Raw genomic sequence first — 24,542 nt, 5'->3', positions numbered from 1 at the left:
AAACAGCAACTGCAAAGGAGACATGCAAATTGAAACAAATCGATTTGCTGAACCCGCCGGAGCTTATCCGCAGGTCAAACTGGCGGGATCGCTATGAAACGAAGGTATCGCAGTGGCTGACGCCTTGGGATGGGGAAACCGCACCGGAAATCGGCTTTATCGGCCTGCCGCTGTCCAAAACCTCCATCAGCATTTCCGGCGCCTCCATGACGCCGAATGCGCTGCGCGAGCTTTTTGCAAACGTTACCACGTACAGCATCGATCATGATGTGGATTTGCAGGAGCTGGCAGCTTATGACCTGGGCGACATACAAATGCATGTGACCGATTTGCTGCGCTGCCATGCCAATATCGAGCAGGGCATGAAAAATGTGTACGAGGCGTTGCCCAACATGTTCCCGATCATTGCAGGCGGTGACCATTCGATCACTTGTCCATCGGTCAAAGCGTTTAAACAAAAAATAGGCGGAAAAGTCGGAATTGTACAAATTGACTCCCATATGGATGTGCGCAATCTCGAAGATGGTGGGCCATCCAACGGGACACCGATCCGAGGACTAATTGAATCGGGCACGGTGGAAGGCAAGCATATTGCCCAGATCGGCATCCACAGCTTTGCCAACTCCAAGCCGTACCGTGATTATGCGGTATCCAAAGGAATCACCCAGTTCACCGCGAGACAGGTAGCGCGCGAAGGAATTGAGCCACTTGTGGCAAAAGCGCTGGAGATTGCAGGCGAAGGAACCGACGCGATCTATGTCACGATCGACATGGATGTGCTCGACCAGGCCTATGCGCCGGGTGTACCAGCGATGGTCCCTGCTGGCATGACTTCCTGGCAGCTGATCGATGCCGCATTCCTGCTCGGTCAACATCCAAAAGTAAAAGGCTTTGACATCGTATGCGTCGATCCGATGCAGGACCCACGCAGAGCGACAGTAAGAACTACACTGCACGTCATTTTAAATTTCCTGGCAGGCTACATGAAACGAAATGATAAAGGAGAGACGAAACAATGACAGAATCCGTAAAACGCGTAGTCCGCGCTCCGCGCGGTACCGAATTGAGTGCAAAAGGCTGGGAGCAGGAAGCGGTGCTCCGCATGCTGATGAACAACCTCGACCCGGAAGTGGCTGAGCGTCCCGAAGATTTGGTCGTCTACGGCGGCATCGGTAAAGCAGCGCGCAACTGGGAGTCCTTTGACAAAATTGTCGAATGCTTAAAAGATCTGGAAGCGGACGAAACGCTGCTGGTCCAGTCAGGCAAACCGGTTGGCCTGTTCAAAACGCATAAGCAAGCCCCACGCGTGCTGCTTTCCAACTCCGTGCTCGTACCGGCTTTCGCCAACTGGGATACATTCCACGAGCTGGACAAAAAAGGGCTGATGATGTACGGGCAAATGACAGCGGGCAGCTGGATTTACATCGGCACGCAAGGCATTTTGCAAGGAACGTATGAGACGTTTGCAGAAGCGGCTCGCCAGCATGCCAATGGCACGCTCCGTGGCACCCTGACGCTAACCGCCGGTCTCGGCGGCATGGGCGGCGCTCAGCCACTGGCCGTGACGATGAACGACGGTGTGGTCATCGGTGTCGACGTCGATCCGACCCGCATCCAACGCCGCATCGATACACGTTATTGCGATGTGATGGTATACGATCTGGACGAAGCTCTGCGTCTGGCACGAGAAGCACAGGCGGAGCAAAAACCGCTCGCAATCGGTCTGGTCGGCAATGCCGCCGAGATTTTCCCAGAGTTCGTGAAACGCGGTATCAAGCCGGATTTCGTCACCGACCAAACATCGGCACACGATCCGCTCAACGGCTACGTGCCAGCTGGATTCACGCTCGAAGCGGCCGCAGAGCTGCGCAAAAACGATCCGAAACAATATGTGAAGCTTTCCAAGCAGTCGATGGCAGCTCACGTGCAAGCGATGCTCGATCTACAAAAACTGGGCTCCGTCGTGTTCGACTATGGCAATAATATTCGTCAGGTGGCTCTCGATGAAGGGGTCAAAGATGCGTTCAACTTCCCTGGCTTTGTTCCGGCTTACATCCGCCCACTGTTCTGCGAAGGAAAAGGGCCGTTCCGCTGGGCAGCGCTCTCCGGCGATCCAGAGGACATTTACAAAACCGATGAGCTGGTGCTCAAGCTGTTCCCGGAAAATGAGCATCTCCACCGTTGGATCAAAATGGCACGTGAGAAAGTGGCATTCCAAGGCTTGCCAGCACGTATCTGCTGGCTCGGCTATGGCGAGCGTGTGAAAATGGGTCTGGCAATCAACGAAATGGTACGCAAAGGCGAACTGAAAGCGCCGATCGTTATCGGACGCGACCATTTGGACTGCGGCTCGGTAGCTTCCCCGAACCGGGAGACCGAAGCGATGAAAGATGGCTCCGATGTCATTGGCGACTGGGCAATCTTGAATGCGCTGGTGAACACGGCTTCAGGCGCAAGCTGGGTATCCGTGCACCACGGTGGCGGTGTCGGTATGGGTTACTCACTGCATGCAGGCATGGTTGTCGTGGCAGACGGTTCCCAAGATGCGGAAGAGCGCTTGGGACGCGTACTCAACACCGACCCTGGCATGGGGGTAATCCGCCACGCCGATGCAGGCTATGAAATCGCGATCGAGACGGCAAAAGAGCGCGGCGTGCGCGTGCCGATGCAAGGTATTTAATCGTAAAGCTTCTATAATATAAGCGTATTATTCATACAGCACGGTGTAGTTTGTGCAGAATAAAAATTGGCGAGGTGTCCGAAGCGTTTTTCGGGCACTTCCTTTTCGAGGTGAAAGAAGTTGGAAAACAAGATTGATTTGCTTGTGCACAACATCGGCCGATTGGTGACCATGCAAGGTCAAGGAGAGGCGGGCCCACGCACGGGCAATGCCATGGCACAGGTCGGAGAAATCAGCAAAGGCGCTGTGGCGATTGTGGATGGGACCATTTATGCGGTCGGCAGCGAGGACGAGGTCCGGGCCAAAATCGCAGGCATGAATGTGGCGCAAGAGCTGGACGCGGAAGGCAGGCTGGTTACGCCGGGCTTGATCGATGCACATACGCACCTCGTGCACGGAGGCTCCCGCGAGCATGAGCTGGACCTCAAGCTGAAGGGCGTTTCCTACTTGGACATTTTGGCGAGCGGCGGCGGCATCTTGAGCACGGTTCGTTCCACGCGCAAAGCGACCGAACAGGAGTTGTACGACAAAGCGCGAAGAAGCCTCGATATCATGCTGCTGCAAGGGATGACCACCGTCGAGGCCAAGAGCGGCTACGGACTTACGCTGGAGGATGAATTGAAGCAGCTTACGGTAGCGCGGAGTTTGAACGAGACGCATCCAGTCGAGCTTGTTTCCACGTTTATGGGCGCCCATGCAGTACCGGAAGAATACAAAGGCCGTGCCGATGAATATGTAGATCTCGTCATCAACGTGATGCTGCCGGAAGTGAAGCGCCAAGGCTTGGCTCAGTTTTGTGACGTTTTTTGCGAGCATGGCGTGTTTACCGTAGAGCAATCGCGCAAAATTTTAACCGCGGCCAAAGAGCTAGGGTTTGGTATCAAGATTCATGCGGACGAGATCGAACCGATGGGCGGAGCGCAGCTGGCAGGAGAGCTGGGCTGCATTTCCGCCGAGCATCTGCTCGCTGCAACGGATGAAGGTTTCGCTGCGATGCAGCAAGCGGGTACTGTAGCGGTCTGCCTACCAGCGACATCGTTCAATCTGCGACTGAAAACACATGCGCGCGCACGGCGAATGATCGAGATGGGCGTGCCGGTCGCCATTTCTACCGATTACAACCCAGGTAGCTCGCCTACCGAGTCGATTCAATTGGTGATGACGCTCGGCTGCTTGAATCTGGGCCTGACGCCGGAGGAAGTGATGACGGCCATCACGGTCAATGCAGCCCATGCGATCGGCAAGGCAAATACGGTCGGTAGTCTGGAAGTTGGCAAACAGGCGGACCTCGTTATCTTCAATGCGAATAATCTCGCCTATCTGCCCTATCATTTCGGCATCAATCATGTAAACACGGTCGTGAAGCGTGGCCGGGTGGTTGTGGCGGAAGGACGGCTTGTTTAAAGGAAGAAAAAAAGCAAAAGCTTCGCCATTCGGTGGCGGGGCTTTTGCTTTTTTGGTATACAAATAAGAATTTATAACAATTCTTATCCAGTATAAGTGCAACTAAGGCTACGCCAAAGGCTTGGCGCAGCCAAGTTTTCTAATCAGGTATTTATTGGATTTGACATTACTTCCTTTATAAACCAAAATTTCAGATGAAAACAACAATTTCCTGAAACTTCTCTTGCGACATTCTGTATTACTTATATAGTGAAATGTTGATGGCTTCATGTAAGGAGGAGTGAACAAGGTGGCCTGTTTGGAATACCGCTTGCTTGATGAGCACCGCCATTTTCCCGTTCTGTATTATTACCCCATGATCGACAAGGATGAGGTTTCGCTGCGCTTTGCTTGCGATTATTTGGTGAAGGATCGCAAAGTGTTTGAAAAAACGTCCTGTGCGATCGAAGAAAACACGTATGTCATCTACGTGAAACCGGCCGATGATGAAGATGCCTACGTTCCAAATGCCAAATCAGCCGCTCATGAGCGAGATATCGTCATGGAAGTGAGGGAGTTTCACGAAGACTACTCCAGTTATCCGGTCATCGGCACATACCGATTCCACGATGACGACGATGCTCTGCTCCATTTGCAAAGCGATTATCTCTATTTGAATGGGCGCGAGTGGGCGAAAAGCTCAACGGAAATCGATGAGGACCGCATGGTATACGTGTACTATGCAATCGTATCAGGATAGGAGGGTTTTTCTTTATGGTTTCGCCGAAAACAAAATCTACTGCGTTGATCCGCATGTTTTTGGTAGCGTCTCTGGTTGCAACCACCGCAACGGCGGGCTGCAGCTCACCAGACGATGACTGCAACGACAGTAATAACGACGGGTATTGCGACGATGGCTCATCGAGCTATTCGGGTGGTGGCTCGTCAGGCGGGTACTACTATGGTGGGAGCGGTGGCACAAAAGTGAAGGGCACAAGCTCGGGAATTTCCTCCGGGGCTAAGAGCGGAATCGGTAGCTCGGGGGGATTTTTTGGTGGATGACTTACATGGACTGACCTATGCGCAGCGCAGACAACAGCTATATGGACACATGCGGGAAGAAGGGATCTTCACGTGGGATGAAATGTACGGGGAAGAATATGCACTCGCATCCGTTCACCTCATCACCGATTCGTTTCGCGAGGAATTGACGGCTGCGACAGCCGTGCTCGCGCGAATTTTTGCTAAGACGGTGCCGGTGGTACAACAAGCGGATGAACAATTGCTACTCGAGCTGGGCGTACCGGAAGCTGCCGTGGAAGCGGTACGGCTCGCGATTATGCCGGAATGCCCAACCGTAATCGGCCGCTTTGATTTCGCCCAAACGCCACAAGGGCTAAAAATGCTGGAGTGCAACAGCGATACGCCGACCGGTATTGTTGAGGCTTTTTATGTGAATGGGGAGGTATGCAGCCGTTTTCAGGTGAAAAACCCGAATGCAGGCATGGAACGGCACATCCACCAGGCATTCGCCCGGATCGTACAGCGTTACCGCGAGCTTGGCTACCCGACCGAGCGAATCTGGTTCAGCGCACTGGACTGGCATGAAGAGGACGCCGGAACGACCCGCTATCTTTTGCAGCAATCCGGATTGCCTGGTTCGTTTATACCGCTCGCTGATCTGCGTGTCACCGATGAAGGCGTCTATGCTGCAGTGGGGGAGGAGATTTGCTCGATCGACTTGCTGTACCGGCTGCATGCGCTCGAAAAGCTTGCGTTTGAGACGGATGAGGAGGGGTTCCCTTCCGGTGCGCAGCTGCTCGCGTTGACCGCTGGCCGCAAAGTAGGGATCATCAATCCACCTTCGGCGTTTATCGCACAGACAAAAGCGCTGCAAGCATTGATTTGGGGGTTGCACGAAGCAGGCGAGTTTTTCGACGATGACGAGCAGGAGGCGATCCGCACCTATATGCTTCCGACCTATTTTACCAATGAATTTCACGGTAGGCGTGCCTATGTGACCAAGCCGATTTTTGGGCGCGAAGGAGGCGGCGTGACCTTGTACCGTGCAGACGGGCAGGAGCTTGAACGCGACCAGGAAAGCGAATATTGGGATCAGCAGATGATTTATCAAGAGATGGCCCAGCTGCCTGCGATTCAAGTAGAAACGCTTGGCGGATTGTTTTCAGGCCACCTTTTGTGGGGATCGTTCTTCATTGGCGGCGAACCATCGGCGCTCGTCGCAAGAGTGGGTGGGCGCATCACGAACAACATGTCGTACTTTCTGCCAGTCGGAGTAAGAGGCAATAAGAATTGAGAAGGAGTGAGATACATGATAACCCAATGGGCATACATACTAAATTTTTTAACCTATCTGGCGGTGACGCTGCCTCTTTTGGCCGTGGGCATATTCGTTTTTTTAGTGACAACTCCCTATAAAGAGTATGACTTGATCAAACAGGGCGCAGATACGAGCGATCCGACCAAAATAAACGCGGCAAAAGCGGCGGCTCATGACCTAGGCGGCAAGATACTTGGTTTGGTGATCGTGCTGGCCTCGGCCATCTATCATTCCGTCAATCTGGTCGATTTGGTTGTTTGGGGCGGGATCGGCATCATCTTCCAAGTGATTGTTTTTTATTTGTTCGAGCTTTTGACGCCATTTCGAGTCCTATCGGAAATTCCCAAAGGGAACGTTGCGGTTGGGATTTTCTCATCGCGCTTGAGCGTGGCGGCTGGCTTACTTTTAGCTGCATTGATCAGCTATTAAAATCAGGAACCACCTTTATATCAGCAAAAACTCGCGCAGCTTCCGGAAAAAGGGGCGCGGGTTTTTCTTTTGTCTGCCGCATTTCGACAGGGAGATTTGCGAAAACAGATGATCTGACATGATGCGCGGTTCAGTCTGTGAACCGCTGTCACATAAAATAGTGGATTACAGTTCCTTATTTTCACAGTATAATTAATAACATTCAGTCTATTTGGTGGAACATCTTGGCTTTCTCGCGTGAGACAACAAAGAATGTTTAGTCGCATGAAACAATGGCGTAAAAAGCAAAGAGGGGTTGGGTGCGCAAAAACGATGAGCGATGTTATCAAGACCGAATTGAAGCGAAGCACGACGGCTCGGCGACAGCATGCGCACGATCATTTGCTGCAGATGGAAGAAGGATTTCGGCGCCTTGTCGATCAGTCCCCCGATCCTGTGCTGATCTGTTTGGATGGCGGCACGATCGTTTATGTGAATCAGGAAGCGCTCGATCTTCTCGGGGCGAGCGGCTGTGAACAGCTGATCGGTAGACATGCCTGCGAGTTTTACCATCCTGACCATCGTGAACATGCGCTTGAACATTTTCGAAAGGTTGAGACAGGTCAAAATATCGGCCTGGTGGAAGGAAAAGTGATCGGGCTAGACGGGCGGATGAAGGAGATCGAGTTGAAGGGAACGCTTACCTCCTATAACCGACGGCCTGCCATCCATGTGCTGGTAAGGGATATCACGGAGCAGAAGGCGACGCAACAGCTACTGCGCAACCAGGAAAAATTGTCGCTAGCGGGACAGCTTGCCGCCGGTATTGCCCACGAAATCCGCAATCCACTAACGTCGCTGAAAGGCTTTTTGCAGCTGATGCAGGCACATGGAACCGGAAAACGCGAATATTTCCAAATCATGTCTTCCGAGCTGAATCGGATCGAGGGCATCGTCGGGGAAATGCTGTCGCTCGCCAAACCGGCTTCCGTGCAGTTCAAGGAGAGCGATCTCGTAGAGCTTTTAAAGCATGTGGTGACGCTTCTGGAGACGAAAGCCATCTTAAACAACGTGGTGATCAAGGCTGCTTATGAAGTGAAAACAGCCGTCATCCATTGTGATGAGAATCAATTAAAACAAGCATTTATCAACTTTATTAAAAACGGGATCGAAGCGATGCCCGATGGCGGAGAAATTTTCATTCATCTTTGTGCGCCTGAAGATACCAGCTACCGGATTGTTTTTAGCGATCAAGGGTGCGGCATACCGGAGGCGCAGCTTGAGAAGCTGGGTGAGCCGTTTTTCACGACCAAGCATTTTGGCACAGGTCTCGGCTTCATGATGAGCGAAAAAATTATTCGACAGCATCAAGGCTCCATTCGGATTGAGAGCCAATTGAACAAAGGTACGAAAATATTGGTCGAGCTGCCAATATCGTAAGGAAAGCGAGTGACTCGGTGTGGAGGGCGACGGGGACTTGGTGATAGCACCCAGAATGCGTGAAGATTTACAACCGGAAGAATTGCTGAAAATCATCTTTACATACACGGCTAAGATCGCCAATGAAAAATGCCTCGACCGTTTGCTTATGCTGATGGCTGATATGGGGCGAGAACTGATTGTTGCAGACAGATGCACATTATGGTTGCTGGATGAAAGCAACCATCAGCTGTGGACGCGAGTGGCACATGGCGTCAAGGAAATTCGGATTCCGGCTGACAGCGGATTGGTGGGCAGCGCCATTCAGAGTGGCGAGCCTATCATTATCGAGGATGCATACGGCGACAGGCGATTCAACCAGACGGTAGACAAGCAGACAGGCTATCGAACGAAGGCGGTTTTGGTAACGCCGATCCGCGACAATGAGGGCAGGATCATTGGCGCTTATCAGGCGATCAACAAGATGACGGAAGCCCAGGTCTTTTCGGAGAAAGATTTGGAATACCTGACGCTTGCCTCTGCATATTCCGGCAAGTCGCTGGAATCTGCGCTCTTGTATCAGGAGATCGAGGAAACCCAAAAGGAAATCATTTTCCGCATGGGTGAGATTGGAGAAAGCCGCTCCAAAGAAACCGGCAACCATGTGAAGCGGGTAGCCGAGTATTCGTTTTTGTTGGCCAACTTGTATGGGATGAGCCCTGAGGAAGCCGAATTGATCAAAATGGCTTCACCCATGCATGATATCGGGAAAGTGGCCATTCCCGACGAGATCTTAAAAAAACCTGGCAAACTAACCGAAGAAGAATTCGAAATCATGAAAACTCATACATACATCGGATATCGTTTGCTGAAAAATTCAAACCGGCGCATCTTGAAAGCCGCGGCTATCATTGCCTATCAGCACCATGAAAAATGGAACGGGAAAGGATACCCTCAAGGGCTCAGTGGCGAGCAGATTCACTTGTATGGGCGGATCACGGCGGTAGCCGACGTGCTGGATGCCCTAGCAAGCGATCGGGTCTACAAGCGGGCTTGGGATTTTGACCGTGTCATCGACCTGTTTAAACAGGAGCGTGGCGAACATTTTGATCCGGTGCTTGTTGATCTGCTTTTGGATCACACGGATGAATTCCTCGCGATCAAGGAAGCCTATCGAGATGAAGTTCTGGAAGGGTAAAGGGGATGGAGCATATGGTTCGAGACATCGCCAATCGCTATCAAGGGCTTCCGCGGCGCACGCCGGATATGCTGCTTCAGGTGGTTCGCAAGTTTGCCCGGGCGGCGATCGAGCATTATCCGTTCATTCAGGAGAAGAAGCGGGATGTGGAGCTGGCGAGAGAAGAGATGCTGGCTAGCGGTGTAAGCGAGCGTCTGGTCAGCGAGCTGATCATTCTTTTTCAGGAATTTCATTTTTACCTTACTTGCTGGCTACAGATCGATCTTGCCTTATACCGGCTCGCAGAATCTGATCAAAAGGAAGCGTTTGGGGAAATCCGCAAACGGTTTCATGATGATCTTGAGCTTCATCTGCGCATCCGAAAGATTGTCGATAATACGGAGAGCTGTGTTACCGAGCAATTTGTCCGATGCGGAGAGGAGATGGCATGCGTGACGGACGACCGCTATTGGTTTGACGGAACTCCCTATTCGGTAGATGAGCAAAGCGTGCAGTCGCTAAAGCGATTATATGACGCGATCATGGACCAGCGGCCGTCCTCATCCTGATGGGTTGTTTTGTTTGCGCGCCAAGACTTGTTCGACGATGTGCAGGTGAAGCGCATTTTGCGCCTTGGATGTAAAATGGCGATGAATCAAATAGAGGGCAACCACGCATAAAATCGTGATGACGCAAAGAAGCGCCGGGATGCTTTCCTCCAGCAAGTTGGCCAGCTTGCTTGAGAAGACCAGAAAAATAAAAGGAACCGATGTAAAGCAAAGCGGAATGTAGCCCAGCTGCACTTCCGTTTTTTTGATGGCGGCATAAATCAGCCGCAAGTCTTCAGCTGGCAGTTTGTCGTAAAATGCCCAGATCGCGTGAATGTCGGAAAGGTCCCTCACGTTGCTCACAGTCGCATGGGAAGCGCCATAGCGGCTGAGCTCCTTGTACAATTTTTCATAATTGCCGTATGTTCGCATCCAATCACCTCATAAACAGCCAAAACCGCCCCGAAAGGCGGTTTTGTTTTTGGAAACCAAGTCAGTAGCCGCACATTTGGCAGACAATGACTGACCCCTCGCTCCCATACTGGAAGCAAAATTAGAATGTGCGGTATGGCACGTATGGTTGCGGTTGTGGTTGGGTGTTTTGGGCCAGTGCGTAATCTTGGTGCACTTCAGCCACGTTAGTACCCGCGAATCCTGGTTGGAATACAGATTGTGCCGTATGTCCATAGGACTGCACTGGAATGTACGCTTGGGTGTGCATGCCTTGGGATGGAATGGCATGAAGCGCTGTGTAAGCGTTTTGGCCGATGTAGTTGCCGCCCGCATTGCGAGCGCGCACATCATTGACATTGGTGCCAGCAAATCCAGGCTGGAAGATCGCTTGGGCAGTCGCAGGGAAAGAAGGTGCTTGCATACCAGCTTGCATGCCTGTTTGCATACCAGCTTGCATACCGGTACCATACGCACCGAGACCTTGCTGTTGCAGATAGCCGCCTTGATTCAAGTGGCGCACTTCTTGAACATTCGTGTTCGCGAAGCCAGGCTGGAAGATCGCTTGAACCGGAGTACCGATTCCGATGTTGTTGGAGAGCCCTGTTCCGTATGTAGCGGTGTAACCAGTGGAAAGCGCAGGAGCAGCGTAACTGCTGTTCAAATGACGCACTTCTTGCACATTCGTGCCAGCAAAACCCGGTTGGAAAATGGCGTTTGCGCTACCTAATGCAGATACTGGCTGATAGGACATTTGAGATTGTGCAAAGGGACTTTGATTTTGATAATTCATGGATGTCCACCTCCTGACTTAATTGTGCGCAGGAGGTGCCTTATCCATGCACGGATACCAAAAAAAGTAACTTTCTCATTTAACTGACAAGAACAAACAAGCCGGGAACTTTCGTTACCCGACTTGTATATTTAGTTTCGGATGCAAGCTGGAAACATGCTGCGCGTATTGGATCAAGGTTTTGAGTGAGGATTGGCGGATCGCCGGCTCATCGAATTTCTCCGGCTTGGCATTGGCCTCGAAGAACCAGAGCATGCCGTCCGTCGTGAGCCCGAGGTCCATGGACATTTCTGCAAGGCAGTTGATCTCGTCAGCGAGTGAACGGGCCACGATCATGGCCGCATCCTCGATTTTGGCGAAGATGCTGACAGCCCTTTCACCGTACAGATGGTTGAACACCCGTGCAGGTGATTGGATGCTGCCACCGCGTGGCACATGCGTGGTGATGCTGTGTGCCCCCGCTTGACGGATGCCGATGCCCGTAATTCCCCATTCACCATTGCCATTCTTCTGCACCAGAACCCGTATGTCAAACGGCCTTCCTTTATACCGGGCCAAGTTAATTCCTTGCTGGATGATATATTTTTTCTTCTTCACAGTCTGTTCGATGTGCTCCCAGACAGCATCGATGGAAGCGAAGTGCTTGGTGATGGACGTGCGGGCGTAGACGCGGCGCAGCTGCCAGCGGTTGTTGATTTGCTCGAGGCGCATGATGCCTTTACCGGCTTTGCCCGTCACCGGCTTCAGATAGACCAAGGGATAGCGGGAGCAGAATGAACGCAAGCGAGTCAGCGTATCGAGCTTGCGCGTTTCCGGCAAGAAATGATGGGTTTGCTCCAAGCGCCCGAGTGTAGCGAAGAGCGCCTGCTTGTTGAAGAAATGCATGTTGAAAAGGGTAACCCCCGGCATTGACGAAATTTTCGTCAGGGCAGAGCTAACTTCTTCCTTCATTTCTTCCTTGCGTGTAGGCACACGGTTGTAGACAACGTGTGGAAAGGGAAATTCAGACTCTGCCCAGACCCCCTGCTTTTCATCATATACGAAACCACGGACACAGTTTTTTTCCCAGTCGATGCTTGCAGGTGTAAACACATAAACCAAGGCACCCAGCTTTTTACCAGCGAGAAAAATGTCTTTAAAATTTTCCCGATTGCCCCGGAACGTTGACCCGTAACCGACGGTCAAGATGCCGATCAGCGGACCCATCTTGATGTTATCGTTTGACCACTTCCATCGGATACGCGTGCGAATGCGACCGGGTGCCTGCGCCGGAAGGCCGATGAACAACGGCTTGTGAACATTGCACGGACCCAGGTTAAGCATGATTCGCTTACCGTTTCGCCGATAAGGTTTCAGCCGCGTGTCTTGCAGATACCATCTGCCCGAGGGAAGAATAGTCAGCCAACCGGAGTTTATTTGGGACATGGGGATTCCTCCTTCCAGCTCGACACTTCATGGCGGGCTTAAAAGTTGGCCAGATAGCGGCTGTAGTCGACAATCAAATTGCGGGAGACGGCATCGGCTTCCTTCAACCTGGCGTGCTTGAAGATGGACCGACCTGGTTTGGAATTCGCCTCAAACATCCAGACATTTCCTTGCAAATCAATGCCCATATCAAGTCCCAGTTCACCTAAATAGACGCCCTTGGCGTCTTCAATGGCGGAAGCCAGACGGATGGAGGCCTCACGGATACGCTCCTCAATCAGGCTTTTTTGTTTCCGGAACAGATGGCTGAGCAATTCTTCACCGGGGATGACCATCCCTCCGGTTCGCACGTGGGTGGTGACGCTGCCGGCCCCGGCGACTTTGGCGGCCATGCAGGATACGACCCACTCGTTCTCCTGGTTTTTGTGCAGGTGAACGCGGAAATCAAACGGGCGGTTTTGGTACGTGCACAAATTGATTCCTTGCTGGATCAGGTAAGCACTTTGGCGACGCGTGCGGAAGATGTGCTGGAACAGCGCCGAGATCGATTTGAAGTGGCGCTTCACATTGCCGCTGCCGTTGTGGTAGGAGACATCGTAGCCTCCCGTGGCCCGGGTTACCTTGATGATGCCGTACCCAAGGCTTCCGTTTTTCGGCTTCAAATAGACGATCGGGTACTGACGCAGCATCGTGCGCATCAGCTGCAGACTCGGCGTCGTGTACGTCTCCGGTATATGCTCGTTGACCTCGGGATTGGGGTAAAGCAGCTGATGGACTCCCCATTTATTGAAAAAGCCTTGGTTGAACATAGGCAGGTTGCTCAAGTTGGCTAAGCGCAACTTAAACTGCTGCACATGCGGCAGCTTCTCGGCCCCACGCGAAGGAATGCGGTCATATACCACATCAGGCAGTGCGGTCAAAAGCTTTTTCCATTCGTAGCCGCCTTGCTTCTTGGGACGTAGAAACCATGCGGAAACCGTGTTTCGTTCCCAATTGACGTCAGCTGGAGAGAAGATAAAGTAAAAGACGCCTTTTCCTTTCTGGGCTAGCAGCAATTTGTGGAAAAATGAGCTGCGCGGCCCGATCGGTTTGATGGCGTTGTTTTGCACGCCAGTTGTGACGATCCCGATGGCTGGACCGATGCGTAATGTGTCGCCGTCGCGCTTCAGGTGAATCAGTCCGCCATGGGGGACACCAAGCTCTTCTTTAAGGGAGCTGGTCAATTTGACGACGTTGCTGTTTTCTCCTGCTTTTTTGTCCTGGAATACCGTTGCCATCGTCTCGCGTTTTCCAAGTGATAAGGTGATTTGCTGACGAGGACGGAGCTGTAATTGCTGGCAAATCGAAGGCGGCAAGACAATCCCTGCCAATTGGGGATAGGAGAGAAAGCGCAGCCGCACGGTGATTGAATCCATGCTTAGTAACCTCCTACACGCTCTTTCATAAGATAGTTGGCATACGAAATGGGCTGGGTCACAGCACGAAGCCGAGCGGTGCTGTCGTCGATCATGCGAAATACGGCGCGACCCGGTCTGCTGTTGACCTCGATCAGCCATACCCTGCCTTGTTGATCGACACCGATATCGATTCCTAACTCAAACAATGAGCCATGGTGTTTTTCCAGAGCAGGGGGCAAGACAGAAACGAGAGCGTTGATTTCCGTTTCGATCATGGCTGTCTGGGAAGATGAGAAATTAGCGGCAAGAAAGCTGGATAACGGGGCGGCATGCCCGCCTCCATGCAAGTTGGAGGTGATGCTTTCCTTGTTGCCGAGCCGAACCGCTTTTCCGGTCGTTTGCCATTCGCCAGACCCGTTTTTTTGCACCAGCACCCGAACGTCGAACGGAACACCGTTTCGAGTAGATAGTGACAGGTAAGGCTGAATGATAAAGTTGAGGCCTGCCGTGAAGCTTGTGACAAACTGCCTCACCTGGGCAAGCGACTTGAACGAACGGCGAAACGGTACATTGGTGCGGCGAGCGCGTCCTGTCGCTTCATAGCCGTTGCCTCCTTTTGCGAAACGCACGACACCATAACCGTGCGTTCCAGACATCGGTTTGATCACGACTGTCTCGTTGGATTTCAGGCGTTCCATCATCTCAGAAATGGCGAGCGGCTTTGTGTCCGGAAGCCATTTGGTGATCTCGGGAAGGCATTCTAGCATCTTGTAAACCTCCCACTTTCCTGACAGCCCACGGCCCATGAACATGATTTTGGGGTCATTTTGCAACTTCTCGATAAATGGTTTATAGTTTCGATAAGCAGGCCCCATAAAGCATCGGTCATAAATGAGCGGAGGCAGCGGGAACGTGTGCGTTTGCCAGACGCCGTTTTTAAATTCATACCCGATTGTTGTGCGCGAATCGAAGTCTACCTGGCGCGGAGAAAAAACAAAGACACGGATGCCCACCTTGCGTCCGACTAACGTCAAGTTCCGATAATAATCTTTTTCGGTAAAGGTAGGCCCGTTGCAATACGCAATGATTCCTAAGTTATACCACTCTTTTGGTTTCGTTATTTTACTTTTCATGAATGGTCACCTACGATTGCGTTTCTTCAATGACTTGGTAGCCAATGGTTTTCGTCGTTTTTTAGGTGTCGGTTTTATCTTAGGAAAGCCACCCAGAAACTTTGCGTAATCATACAAACGGCGTACCGATGGGCGAGCTCGTCTGGGCACTTCTTCCTGGCCCTCGGGGATATTGAGGGAAGTCGTCGCCTTGGAGGGTTTGCTGTTGACTTCCAGCAGCCAAATGTGGCCGTGGATATCTACTCCTAGATCGATGCCGAATTCAGCATATTGCCCGCCCATCGAGGTTTCGAGCATCTCGGCAACAGAGAGTGCCGTCCTTTGCAGCGTTTGAGGTGAGGGCTTCATGTTTGTGGCCCATGGACCGCAGACGGCGAGCGCTTGTTTTACCTGCATCATGGTGCCGCCGCGCGCTACGTTGGAAACGACGCTGCCCGCGCCAATCCGTGCCACCATGGAAGTGACGGCCCATTCGCCATTGCCGTTTTTTTGGACGAGAACGCGGAAATCAGCGGTTCTACCTCCACTGCGGATCAGCTTCAGCCCTTGTTGAAGCAAATAGTTTTTGCCTTGCCCAATCTTTTTTAAGGCGCGGTGAAGAGAGGGCAGGTCTTTATGTGTTTTGGCCGAGTAGCTGCTTGCTAGCTGATAGCCGGAAGGTCCGCGACGAATGCGATAGACGCCTTTTCCCATGCTGCCGTTTGCTGGTTTCGCGTAAAGGAAACGATGCTGATCTAGCATATCTTTCATATCGTTCAGGTCGCCCAGACAAATGGTTTTGGGCAAAAATTCGGTTGCTTCTGGCACGGAAGAGAGCGCCTTGTGCACGTGCCACTTATTGAGAAAGTGTTCATTAAAAAAAGCAATGTCATGCTCGCGGAAGCGTTTGATCATCATCTCCACACTTTCTGACCGTTCGCGCTGGCGTGATGCGAGACGGTTATAAATGCTTTGTGGGAGTGGGAGCGTGCGCAGTTGCCAGTTGCCGTTTCTCCGGATCATGCCGCGAACGGTCTTCGTTTCCCAATCGACATCGTGGAACGTAAAAACGCTGACGACGCCCGCATGCTGTCTACTGATGTCGACAAGCTCATTGAAAAACGGGGTGAAGGAACCGAACGGAACTTGTGGGTCTTTGCCATAGGCAGAAACCAGAACACCGATATAGGGGCCAAAAATGAGGCGCATTGAATTAGCATCATAGCGCATCAAAAGCGGCACACCTCCGGGGAGAAGCAGTGAACGGGCGAGTGTAGGGGTCATTTGAACCACTCGGCCTGCCTCTCTCCCTTTCACTTGAGCCCTGTGCGTCTGGGAGCCGAATTGAATGACGACGGAATCGGCAGGGATGGATAGCTGGCGTATGAAGGACTGGGGAATGGCAACGTCGCATTGTTCGGCTGTTCGGGGTTCAAGTGCCTGGATCATCGTACGTACATATGACATGGCTATCCCCTTCCAGGAGGCTTTAGGTTAGTCTTATCTTATGAGCAGTGAAGTTCTTTGGTTACATCGTACAGAGGGGTGTTAGGCTTGGGTATTGGAATGATTGCGGTCAATGTAATAATCGGCTCCGTCATTGGTGGAGTAACGAATGAACTAGCTATCAGGATGTTGTTTCGCCCTTATCATCCTTGGAAAATAGGCGGCGTCCGAGTGCCGTTTACACCAGGGCTGATCCCCCGGCGCAGAGATGAGATCGGGATTCAAATGGGGCGTTTGGTGCAGGAGCATCTGTTGACGCCCGAAGGGGTAAAACGCGCGCTTGCCAAAAGCGATTTGGAAGGGACACTGCGCGTTTGGCTGTCCAACGTGGCGCTTGCCCAGCTTGGGCAGGAGACGACGCTGCGGGACTGGCTGCGGACGTACCTGCCCGCACTGATCGCTGAGGATGGCAGTTTCGGAGAGGCGGTGAAAGAGCCTCTACGCCAGGTGTGGAACAATGGGGTAGACCGTTGGCAGGGACAGATGGCGGATAAGCCGCTGCGCTCATTTTTGCCACCTGCGGGTGAAGAAAAGCTGGAACGGGAAATTGAAAGTCTCACCAGGTCGCTGTTTGCCCGCTTGCGGGATCACGTGAACAGCCCGGAAGGCCAGGAGAATCTATCGGGCATGATCAAAGGTGTTCTCGCAGGTGGCGGAGGGATGCTTGGCGGGCTTGTCGGCATGTTTTTGAATGAGGAAAAACTCACGGCTATGCTGCTGCCGCATCTGGACGAACTGCTGCGCCGAGAAGATTTGGCAAACCGTGTGAGCGGGGTGTTGAAGCGCGAATGCGACACTCTTTTGGACAAGCCGTTTTCTGAGCTGCAGCGGTGGATCGGCGAGGACCAAATCCATGCGTGGCGTGAGCAGGCGTTTGTTCGTCTTGCAGCGGAAGGAGCAAAGGTGCTGGACAAGCGCATCTGCGATCTGACGGCACCGCTTCACGAGCAGGTGCTTGGCGGCTGGATTCCTCGCCTGTCAACATGGGCGGTGAACTCGCTTCAGACTCATGTGGATGTCTTGTTCGGCAAACTGCCGATCAAAGATATCGTTGCGCGGCAGGTCGAAGGCTTTCCGCTTCAACGTGTCGAGGAGATGATCATCGGCATTTCGGGGAAAGAGTTTCGGATGATCACGGTGCTCGGTTTCGTGTTGGGTGCCATCATTGGCCTCGTTCAAGGCATGCTTACCCTTTTCGTATAAGATTTATTCGCCCTTTTTATCTCAGGCGCATGACTAATTTTCCTACATTCATGGGAGAGTAAGCGTATGAGAAAACGTACTCGAACCTTAATTGCACTGTTAACGGTCATGATTCTGGCCGTACTTCCACTCAGTTCGTCGGCTGTCGCCAAAAAGGATGGAAAAGGGCGCGCTTACTATGAAAAACGGGGGGAAATTGTGTGGGAGGTCCCTTCCGGACAAAAAGTGATGGCGCTCACGTTTGACGATGGCCCGGATGCGGTGTTCACGTCGCAGATCGCCGATCTGCTGCGGAAGTACGATGCGAAGGCAACGTTTTTTGTAGTAGGGTCCCGCGTAAAGCAAAACCCGAGCGTTGTTCGGCAGTTAGCGGACGACGGGCATGAATTGGCCAATCATACGTTTAGTCATCCCAATATGCGACGTCTGTCTCCTGCTCGACTGCAACGGGAGGTCGAACAAACGCAGAAGGCAATTTATGATGCAACCGGCAAAAAGCCTGTGCTGTTCCGGCCGCCTGGCGGCTATTATGACGAGTCGCTCGTGGATAGCCTGAGAAAAGCTGGTTTCCTGGTCGTTCTCTGGTCGTGGCATCAAGACACGAAGGACTGGACTGATCCGGGGACCAACAAGATTGTGGCAAAGGTGCTGAAAAATGCAAGGAACGGCGACATTGTCCTGTTTCATGATTACGGGGGCGCGCGCGACCAGACCGTTCATGCTATCGAGGAAATTCTTCCCACGTTGCAGAAGGAAGGGTACCGCTTTGTAACCGTGTCGGAGCTTTTGACATTGAGCAAGGTACGGGTAAACGGGAAGTAGCGCAAAAAGAGGCTTGTGCCAGTAGCATGCTGGGCAGGTCTCTTTTGCATGGAAAGCACATTGCTAGCGCGCGAACCTGTGGCAGAGTCTGGTATAATAATAGGCGGACCGCAAATCAATCAGGTTGCGGGCACTCTGGCGATTTCTCGCTTCCTGCATGAAAGTACATAAGGGATGATAACGTTTGTACGAAAAAGGAGGACATGACATGATTCAAGTTACGTATCATGGACACAGCACAGTAGAAATCGCATACAACGAACACCGTTTGATCATCGACCCGTTTTTGACGGGCAATCCTGTTGCAAAAGCGAAAGCGCAGGACATCAAGGTGGATTACGTGCTGCTGACGCATGGTCACAACGACCATATCCAGGATGCTGTGGAGATTGCCAAGGCAAACGACGCTACGATCATCGCAACGTATGAATTGGCGATGTACATGGAAAGCCAAGGCTGCAAAGTTCATTCGCTTGGCATTGGCGGATCGTTTCAATTTCCGTTCGGGAAAGTCAAGTTTACGCTAGCCTTTCATGGCGCAGGTGAGCTGTTGCCAGGGTCGTCTACATTCCAGTTCCTCGGCTTCCCGGCTGGTATTTTGCTCTATTTAGGTGACAAAACGCTCTATCATGCTGGCGACACCGGTCTGTTTGGGGATATGAAGCTGATCGGTGAACTCAATACGATCGATTTGGCGTTCTTGCCAATCGGCGACAATTATACGATGGGACCGGAAGATGCGCTCATCGCCGCACAGTTCTTGCAAGCTCGTGCCGTGGTGCCAATTCATTACAATACGTTCCCGCTGTTGGCACAGGATGGAGACGCTTATATAAGACAGTTGCAGGAAAAAGGTATTGGCGGCAGCGCACTTACGCCCGGCGAGAGCTACACAATTGCCTAATCAAAATGAAAACAAAATGTAATCCCGTTGTAATACTCCTGTAATATTTGCGGGGTAAGATAAAAGCACGATGAAAACCCCCTTAATGTATATACTTTTGAAGGTGTAGCACTGGCTGCACTCTTTTTTTTTGCTACAGATTCGGTTATAGTTGTCGTGGGAGGGATACGGAATTCTCCCACTTCATTTGTTTTGCTGCATTGATTGGTCGATGCGATCCCGATAACTGTTGAGCAAAAGGGAAGGTGTTTTGCGAATGATGACAAAACATGAACAAATTTTACAATATATTGATAATTTACCCGTTGGTTCCAAGATTTCGGTGCGCCAGATCGCCAAGGATCTGGATGTGAGCGAAGGAACGGCATATCGAGCGATCAAAGAAGCAGAATCACAAGGGTATGTGAGCACGATCGAGCGTGTAGGGACCGTGCGGATTGAAAAGAAGCAGAAGGAAAACATTGAGCGCCTTACGTTTGCCGAGGTGGTCAATATCGTGGATGGCCATGTCCTGGGCGGACGTGAAGGGCTGCATAAGACGCTGAACAAATTCGTGATCGGCGCCATGCAGCTAGATGCCATGATGCGCTACGTCGACGCGGGCAACCTCTTGATCGTGGGGAACCGGACCCAAGCGCACAAGCTGTCGCTGCAGCAAGGCGCTGCAGTGCTGATTACGGGCGGATTTGACACCAGCGATGAGGTCAAGCAGCTCGCAGATAAGCTGGCACTGCCAATCATTTCATCGAGCTATGATACATTCTCCGTCGCATCGTTGATCAACCGGGCTATTTATGACCAGCTGATCAAAAAAGAGATCGTTATGGTCGAAGATGTGCTCAAACCGATCGAAGAGACACCAATGCTGCACACCTATGATACGGTGGATGTGTGGCACCAGTATACGCAAGACCACCATGATACCCGTTTTCCCGTCGTCGATGACCAGATGCGACTGGTGGGGATCGTGACATCGAAAGACATCATCGGGCACGACAGCTGGGTGACGATGGACAAGGTCATGACGAAAAATCCGATCACCACATCGCCGCGTGTCTCGGTTGCATCTTCCGCTCACTTAATGGTGTGGGAGGGCATCGAGCTATTGCCGGTCGTCGACAATCATAAAAGGCTTGTGGGTGTATTGAGCCGCCAAGACGTGCTCAAAGCGCTCCAATACATGCAAAAGCAGCCGCAGATGGGCGAGACATTCCCGACCCAGATCATGAGCCGCTTCCGCGAGGAGAAAATCGCGGACACCTTGGTCTACCAAGGTGACATCACGCCGCAGATGACCAACCACTTAGGAACCGTTGCTTCCGGCGTCATGACCACCGTCATGGTCGAATCGGCCTGCAACCTACTGCGCCTACACCGCCGTGGGGATATGGTGCCGGAAAACATCGTGGTCTACTTCTTCAAGCCCGTCCAAATCGAAAGCCGCATTGAAATCAAGCCACAGCTGCTCGATATCAGCCGCCGATTCGGCAAAGTAGAGGTAGCCGTATACCACCAGGACCAGCTAGTCTGCAAAGCCCTAGTAACCGCACAAATCGTAGAACGATAAAAAAACAGCCGGAGGGCTGTTTTTTTATCGTTATGTATCGTTCTTTTTTTCCAAAACGATGGAATTGCTGAAGCCAGGGCCTCGCGAAAAAAGCGGGCCGCGGAGCCTTGGCAACGCCAACACAGGCGCAGTGTAAAAAGCGGGACATCTTTCGCGCCTCACATCGTCGTTGAGAAGCACCCGCCGCGCAGCGTGTGGCTTTGGGGCGCGGTCCCGCTTTTTACACGGAGCCGGACAGTCTAACCCCCAGCGAGCGCTGTCAGAGCGGAGCCGGAGCGCTTTTTTCGCGAGGCCCCTCGCCTCCACGAACCTAGGTTGGAAAATGCGCATAATCACCACAGCCACACGAACTTGTCAGACGAGACGGCGATTCTGCATATGACTATGATGTATAATAGTTTGTGAGGCGAATAGAAGCAAAACCTCTTTACATAGTATAGGGGGGTATTGTATATTTAAAGTAAGAGGAGGGAAACAAATGGACCACGAAGATCAAATGAACCATTGTGCCCAAGGTGAGGAACGGAAGAGTCACCACTCAGACAAAATGAAGAGCAATCTGATTACCAGATTGAATCGCATAGAGGGGCAGATTCGCGGCGTCAAAGGACTGATCGAAAAAGACACGTACTGCGACGATGTATTGAATCAAATCGCGGCGATTCAATCCGCGCTGAACAGCGTCGGCAGACTGCTGCTAGAAGGCCATATGAAAAGCTGTGTGATCGATCGCATCCAATCGGGCGATCACGATGTTATCGATGAGCTGTTAGTTACCGTTAACAAGCTGATGAAATAACGATTGTATGAAAGGGAGCGGGAGAGATGCAAAACATTACGCTGCAAGTCGAGGGCATGTCCTGTAATCATTGTGTCAATGCTGTGGAAGGTACGCTGAAAAATATCGGTGCCAGTGGAAAAGTGGACTTGGCCAGCAAAACGGTCGATGTGTCTTTCGACGAAAGCAAGGTAAGTCTTGAAGCGATCAAAGAAGCGATCGAAGATCAAGGTTACGATGTAAAGTAAAAGAAACATAAGTAGGAAGCAAGCAGGCACATGGAATAGTCATGTGCCTGCTTGCTATTTCCAGGTAATTAAATTATTATCTAATTACATAAATGTCGAATTACATGAGGAAAGGAGAGGAACTAGATGCAGCTACAGCATTTGGTTAATTTTCACAAGGCGATGGGAGACCCGACTCGGATACGGATTTTGACCCTGTTATCCAAAGGCCCTCTGCACGGTCAGGCGATCGCAGGCAAGCTCGGATTGACGCCGCCGACGATTACGCACCATATGGCAAAGCTTCGCGAGGTCGGCATTGTTTATGAGCGACGGGACAAAAACACGATTTACTTTTATTTGGATGCCGATCATTTGCGTCGTGATGCACAAGCGATTTTGGATGTTGTACGGGGGGGAGAGAGCAGCGTGGATGGAAACGAGAAGGAAAAAGTCATCAAAAATTTCTTCAATGTCGATGGCAAGCTGAAGTCGATTCCTGTTCAACGGAAAAAGAAGCTCTACGTTTTCGAGCACATCGTTTCCGGACTGGAAGTGGGACGCAAGTATACGGAAAAGGAAATCAACGAATACATCAGCCGGTTTCATGAAGACTTTGCCACGATTCGCCGCGAGTTCATCATGAATCACTACATGTACCGCGAGAACAACATTTACGAGCTGAATCCGCAGGAAATGTGGGCACAACCGGAATGATGTTTGCGCGAAAACGAAAAAAGGAGCCGTTTCCCGGAAGTAATGGGAACTGAGCTCCTTCTTTTCATTTCCGAGCCGTTTGTGAAGCGGATTACGGGATCAACCGTTTTTCTTTAGCTCCATGATCCAACCACGGCGGTATTGGATATAATTGCGAGTACCAAAAATCAAATTGACCAGCCCGACCAAAAGCAGCACAAGTGCGACGCCGATGCGTACCCCTGTCAAATCTTCAAACGTAAACTGGTTCAGCGCCATCAGCGTAAACAGGACGCCGATCGCCATGTTCATTTTCCCCAGTGTCATGCGCGATACGAGCGGATGAATGCCGCGTTGACGCGCCATGATGCTGAAATAAAGCGCGAGCACAAGCGACCCGACAAATCCTGTCAAATAAATTGCAAACCACACTGAAAAACCAACCCCTCAATTATCGTACAAGCCATACACTTCCATCGTACCAAAATAATTCCGGAACAGTCAAAAGGGATGCCTAAGCAGGCATCCCCAATTCCGTCGTCAGCACCTTCCAAAAATCTTTAATCGCATTTTCGCCAAGATATGCCCTGCCCCTTTCCCTGACATATTCGCTCATTTCCGCATAGTATGCTGGTTCATTGAGCTTGTGGTAACAGCGTGCGATATCGTGCTCATCATGGACGAATAGCGGGTAATTGTCGCCCAAGAGATGAATATTGCCAAAGGTGCGGGTCGTCAGCACTGGCACGCCAAGCGCCATATATTCGAGGACGCGGGACAAATAAGCATGGGACGGGGTCAAATCGGGCGTGTTGTCATAAATCAGGGCCATCCCGATTCCTGCTTTCACGATCATTTTCTTTGTTTCCCAGACGTTTTTTTGTCCGTGATTGACGACACCCGGCTTTTTCAACAGCTTTTCCGCAGTCGGTCGGTAGGCGTTGACAATCGATGGGTAGAGCAGGTTCAGCTTCGCCTCCGGGACGCGCTTCCGGATTAGGTGGATCGCTTTGACGGCTACTGGCAAGCCATAACGCGGACGGATCACACCGCAATTGATGAGCTGGGGAGGAGTGGCGCGGTGAATCCGGAGCATTTTCTCTTCCGACATTGCTTCGACGAACTGCGGCAGCACCTTGATCTGGCGCTCGATGCGATCTTCCCCCCATTTTTTTCGGCGCAAATATGCTTTAAACCGCTCGGCGATCGGTACAGACTGAAAAAAGATGATTCGGGTATGGCGCAGCAAAAAATTGACTTCCTTCATGATGCGCGGATCATGAAGGTTGTAGTTGATCGACAGAAACAGGAGCTTGTCGCCAAGTGAACGCTTCTTCTTTACCAGATCGAGCGCCTGGTCTCGCCCGCGGATGAAAATGAAGTCGTAGTCCTTTTTTTCATCCTGCTTGACGATTTTGTCCGTCAGATCGTCTGCTTTATGGAAACGCACGTGATGAAATTTGAACCCGTCGTGGCCGTTTTGGAATTCGAAGGGCAGCACGCAGTCGACAACGAATTTCTTTCGCTTTTTGCTTGGCAGCTTGCTCACTTCATGGTCAAACGCCTTGAGCATGCCGAGAAACTGCAGCACATTACCTTTTGGCTTGTATTTCTCCAGATTGCACGAAAAGCATATTTTCATCGGGTTCGCTCCCTTTGATCACGTAAACTATAACCCATGATATGGCAAAGAGAGCCTAAAAGGT

25 protein-coding genes are annotated in these 24,542 nt (G+C 51.6%); 17 read left to right on the top strand and 8 right to left on the bottom strand.

What is annotated here, in order from left to right; translation table 11 throughout:
- Positions 1–29 precede the first annotated feature (29 nt).
- The 10 genes from EDM56_RS10385 to EDM56_RS10340 all read left to right on the top strand — a co-directional run bounded on the left by EDM56_RS10385 (position 30) and on the right by EDM56_RS10340 (position 9,977).
- Entirely contained in the window at positions 30–1,019 is a 990-nt protein-coding gene (locus EDM56_RS10385) for an agmatinase family protein (RefSeq protein ID WP_122917845.1), read from the top strand.
- Positions 1,016–2,680, top strand: a complete 1,665-nt coding sequence (hutU, locus tag EDM56_RS10380; RefSeq protein WP_122917844.1) for a urocanate hydratase — start codon at positions 1,016–1,018, stop codon at positions 2,678–2,680. The genes EDM56_RS10385 and hutU overlap by 4 nt, the downstream gene beginning before the upstream one ends.
- 171 nt (positions 2,681–2,851) lie before the next feature.
- Positions 2,852–4,084 (top strand): imidazolonepropionase, encoded by a 1,233-nt coding sequence (hutI, locus tag EDM56_RS10375; protein ID WP_221175978.1) that lies wholly within the window; start codon positions 2,852–2,854, stop codon positions 4,082–4,084.
- Between the two features lie 289 nt (positions 4,085–4,373).
- Positions 4,374–4,823: a hypothetical protein gene (locus tag EDM56_RS10370; protein WP_122917842.1), complete on the top strand. Its 450-nt coding sequence runs from the start codon at positions 4,374–4,376 to the stop codon at positions 4,821–4,823.
- 14 nt (positions 4,824–4,837) lie between these two features.
- Positions 4,838–5,125 (top strand): hypothetical protein, encoded by a 288-nt coding sequence (locus EDM56_RS10365; protein ID WP_122917841.1) that lies wholly within the window; start codon positions 4,838–4,840, stop codon positions 5,123–5,125.
- Between the two features lie 49 nt (positions 5,126–5,174).
- Positions 5,175–6,380, top strand: coding sequence for a glutathionylspermidine synthase family protein (locus EDM56_RS10360; protein WP_122918258.1), 1,206 nt, complete (start codon positions 5,175–5,177; stop codon positions 6,378–6,380).
- Positions 6,381–6,395: 15 nt separating this feature from the next.
- Positions 6,396–6,833 carry a DUF350 domain-containing protein gene (locus EDM56_RS10355; RefSeq protein WP_122917840.1) on the top strand — a complete coding sequence of 146 codons (438 nt, stop codon included), beginning with the start codon at positions 6,396–6,398 and terminating at the stop codon, positions 6,831–6,833.
- Between the two features lie 312 nt (positions 6,834–7,145).
- Positions 7,146–8,252, top strand: a complete 1,107-nt coding sequence (locus EDM56_RS10350) for an ATP-binding protein (protein WP_183192386.1) — start codon at positions 7,146–7,148, stop codon at positions 8,250–8,252.
- Between the two features lie 55 nt (positions 8,253–8,307).
- Positions 8,308–9,429, top strand: a complete 1,122-nt coding sequence (locus tag EDM56_RS10345) for an HD-GYP domain-containing protein (RefSeq protein WP_122917838.1) — start codon at positions 8,308–8,310, stop codon at positions 9,427–9,429.
- A gap of 14 nt (positions 9,430–9,443) precedes the next feature.
- On the top strand, positions 9,444–9,977 hold the full coding sequence (locus EDM56_RS10340) for a hypothetical protein (protein WP_122917837.1): 534 nt from the start codon (positions 9,444–9,446) through the stop codon (positions 9,975–9,977).
- Here the strand turns inward: EDM56_RS10340 and EDM56_RS10335 are convergent.
- The 6 genes from EDM56_RS10335 to EDM56_RS10310 form a co-directional block, all read right to left on the bottom strand.
- Complete coding sequence (locus EDM56_RS10335) at positions 9,969–10,388, bottom strand: hypothetical protein (protein ID WP_122917836.1); 420 nt, start codon at positions 10,386–10,388, stop codon at positions 9,969–9,971. The genes EDM56_RS10340 and EDM56_RS10335 overlap by 9 nt on opposite strands.
- A 121-nt stretch (positions 10,389–10,509) precedes the next feature.
- On the bottom strand, positions 10,510–11,199 hold the full coding sequence (locus EDM56_RS10330; RefSeq protein ID WP_122917835.1) for a hypothetical protein: 690 nt from the start codon (positions 11,197–11,199) through the stop codon (positions 10,510–10,512).
- Positions 11,200–11,313: 114 nt separating this feature from the next.
- Positions 11,314–12,624 (bottom strand): YheC/YheD family endospore coat-associated protein, encoded by a 1,311-nt coding sequence (locus EDM56_RS10325; RefSeq protein ID WP_122917834.1) that lies wholly within the window; start codon positions 12,622–12,624, stop codon positions 11,314–11,316.
- Positions 12,625–12,662: 38 nt separating this feature from the next.
- Positions 12,663–14,039 (bottom strand): YheC/YheD family endospore coat-associated protein, encoded by a 1,377-nt coding sequence (locus EDM56_RS10320; RefSeq protein WP_122917833.1) that lies wholly within the window; start codon positions 14,037–14,039, stop codon positions 12,663–12,665.
- Between the two features lie 2 nt (positions 14,040–14,041).
- Positions 14,042–15,154 carry a YheC/YheD family endospore coat-associated protein gene (locus tag EDM56_RS10315; RefSeq protein WP_122917832.1) on the bottom strand — a complete coding sequence of 371 codons (1,113 nt, stop codon included), beginning with the start codon at positions 15,152–15,154 and terminating at the stop codon, positions 14,042–14,044.
- Positions 15,155–15,160: 6 nt separating this feature from the next.
- Complete coding sequence (locus EDM56_RS10310) at positions 15,161–16,600, bottom strand: YheC/YheD family endospore coat-associated protein (protein WP_122917831.1); 1,440 nt, start codon at positions 16,598–16,600, stop codon at positions 15,161–15,163.
- Between the two features lie 78 nt (positions 16,601–16,678).
- Between EDM56_RS10310 and EDM56_RS10305 the strand changes: the two genes are divergently transcribed.
- The 7 genes from EDM56_RS10305 to EDM56_RS10275 all read left to right on the top strand — a co-directional run bounded on the left by EDM56_RS10305 (position 16,679) and on the right by EDM56_RS10275 (position 22,857).
- A complete protein-coding gene (locus EDM56_RS10305; RefSeq protein WP_342772386.1) occupies positions 16,679–17,842 on the top strand; it encodes a DUF445 domain-containing protein in 1,164 nt (387 codons plus the stop codon).
- Between the two features lie 66 nt (positions 17,843–17,908).
- Positions 17,909–18,664: a polysaccharide deacetylase family protein gene (locus EDM56_RS10300; protein WP_122917829.1), complete on the top strand. Its 756-nt coding sequence runs from the start codon at positions 17,909–17,911 to the stop codon at positions 18,662–18,664.
- 208 nt (positions 18,665–18,872) lie between these two features.
- The gene (locus EDM56_RS10295) at positions 18,873–19,568 is read left to right on the top strand and encodes a metal-dependent hydrolase (RefSeq protein WP_122917828.1); all 696 of its coding nucleotides are present in this window, start codon (positions 18,873–18,875) and stop codon (positions 19,566–19,568) included.
- 256 nt (positions 19,569–19,824) lie between these two features.
- Positions 19,825–21,135, top strand: coding sequence for a DRTGG domain-containing protein (locus EDM56_RS10290; RefSeq protein ID WP_122917827.1), 1,311 nt, complete (start codon positions 19,825–19,827; stop codon positions 21,133–21,135).
- 478 nt (positions 21,136–21,613) lie between these two features.
- A complete protein-coding gene (locus tag EDM56_RS10285) occupies positions 21,614–21,934 on the top strand; it encodes a metal-sensitive transcriptional regulator (protein ID WP_122917826.1) in 321 nt (106 codons plus the stop codon).
- A 26-nt stretch (positions 21,935–21,960) separates the two neighbouring features.
- Complete coding sequence (gene copZ, locus EDM56_RS10280; RefSeq protein ID WP_122917825.1) at positions 21,961–22,161, top strand: copper chaperone CopZ; 201 nt, start codon at positions 21,961–21,963, stop codon at positions 22,159–22,161.
- A gap of 126 nt (positions 22,162–22,287) precedes the next feature.
- A complete protein-coding gene (locus tag EDM56_RS10275) occupies positions 22,288–22,857 on the top strand; it encodes a DUF2087 domain-containing protein (RefSeq protein WP_122917824.1) in 570 nt (189 codons plus the stop codon).
- A 99-nt stretch (positions 22,858–22,956) separates the two neighbouring features.
- On the opposite strand, the gene EDM56_RS10270 is transcribed toward EDM56_RS10275, so the two are convergent.
- Together EDM56_RS10270 and EDM56_RS10265 are read right to left on the bottom strand one after the other, a co-directional pair.
- The gene (locus tag EDM56_RS10270) at positions 22,957–23,268 is read right to left on the bottom strand and encodes a YtpI family protein (RefSeq protein WP_122917823.1); all 312 of its coding nucleotides are present in this window, start codon (positions 23,266–23,268) and stop codon (positions 22,957–22,959) included.
- Between the two features lie 82 nt (positions 23,269–23,350).
- Positions 23,351–24,478, bottom strand: a complete 1,128-nt coding sequence (locus EDM56_RS10265) for a glycosyltransferase family protein (protein ID WP_122917822.1) — start codon at positions 24,476–24,478, stop codon at positions 23,351–23,353.
- Between the last annotated feature and the right edge of the window lie 64 nt (positions 24,479–24,542).

Origin of the sequence: Brevibacillus fluminis (genome assembly GCF_003710825.1) — a bacterium.
GTDB lineage: Bacteria > Bacillota > Bacilli > Brevibacillales > Brevibacillaceae > Brevibacillus_D > Brevibacillus_D fluminis.
The sequence above is the reverse complement of the archived record's forward strand: the minus strand, read 5'-3'. Positions and strand labels throughout refer to the sequence as shown.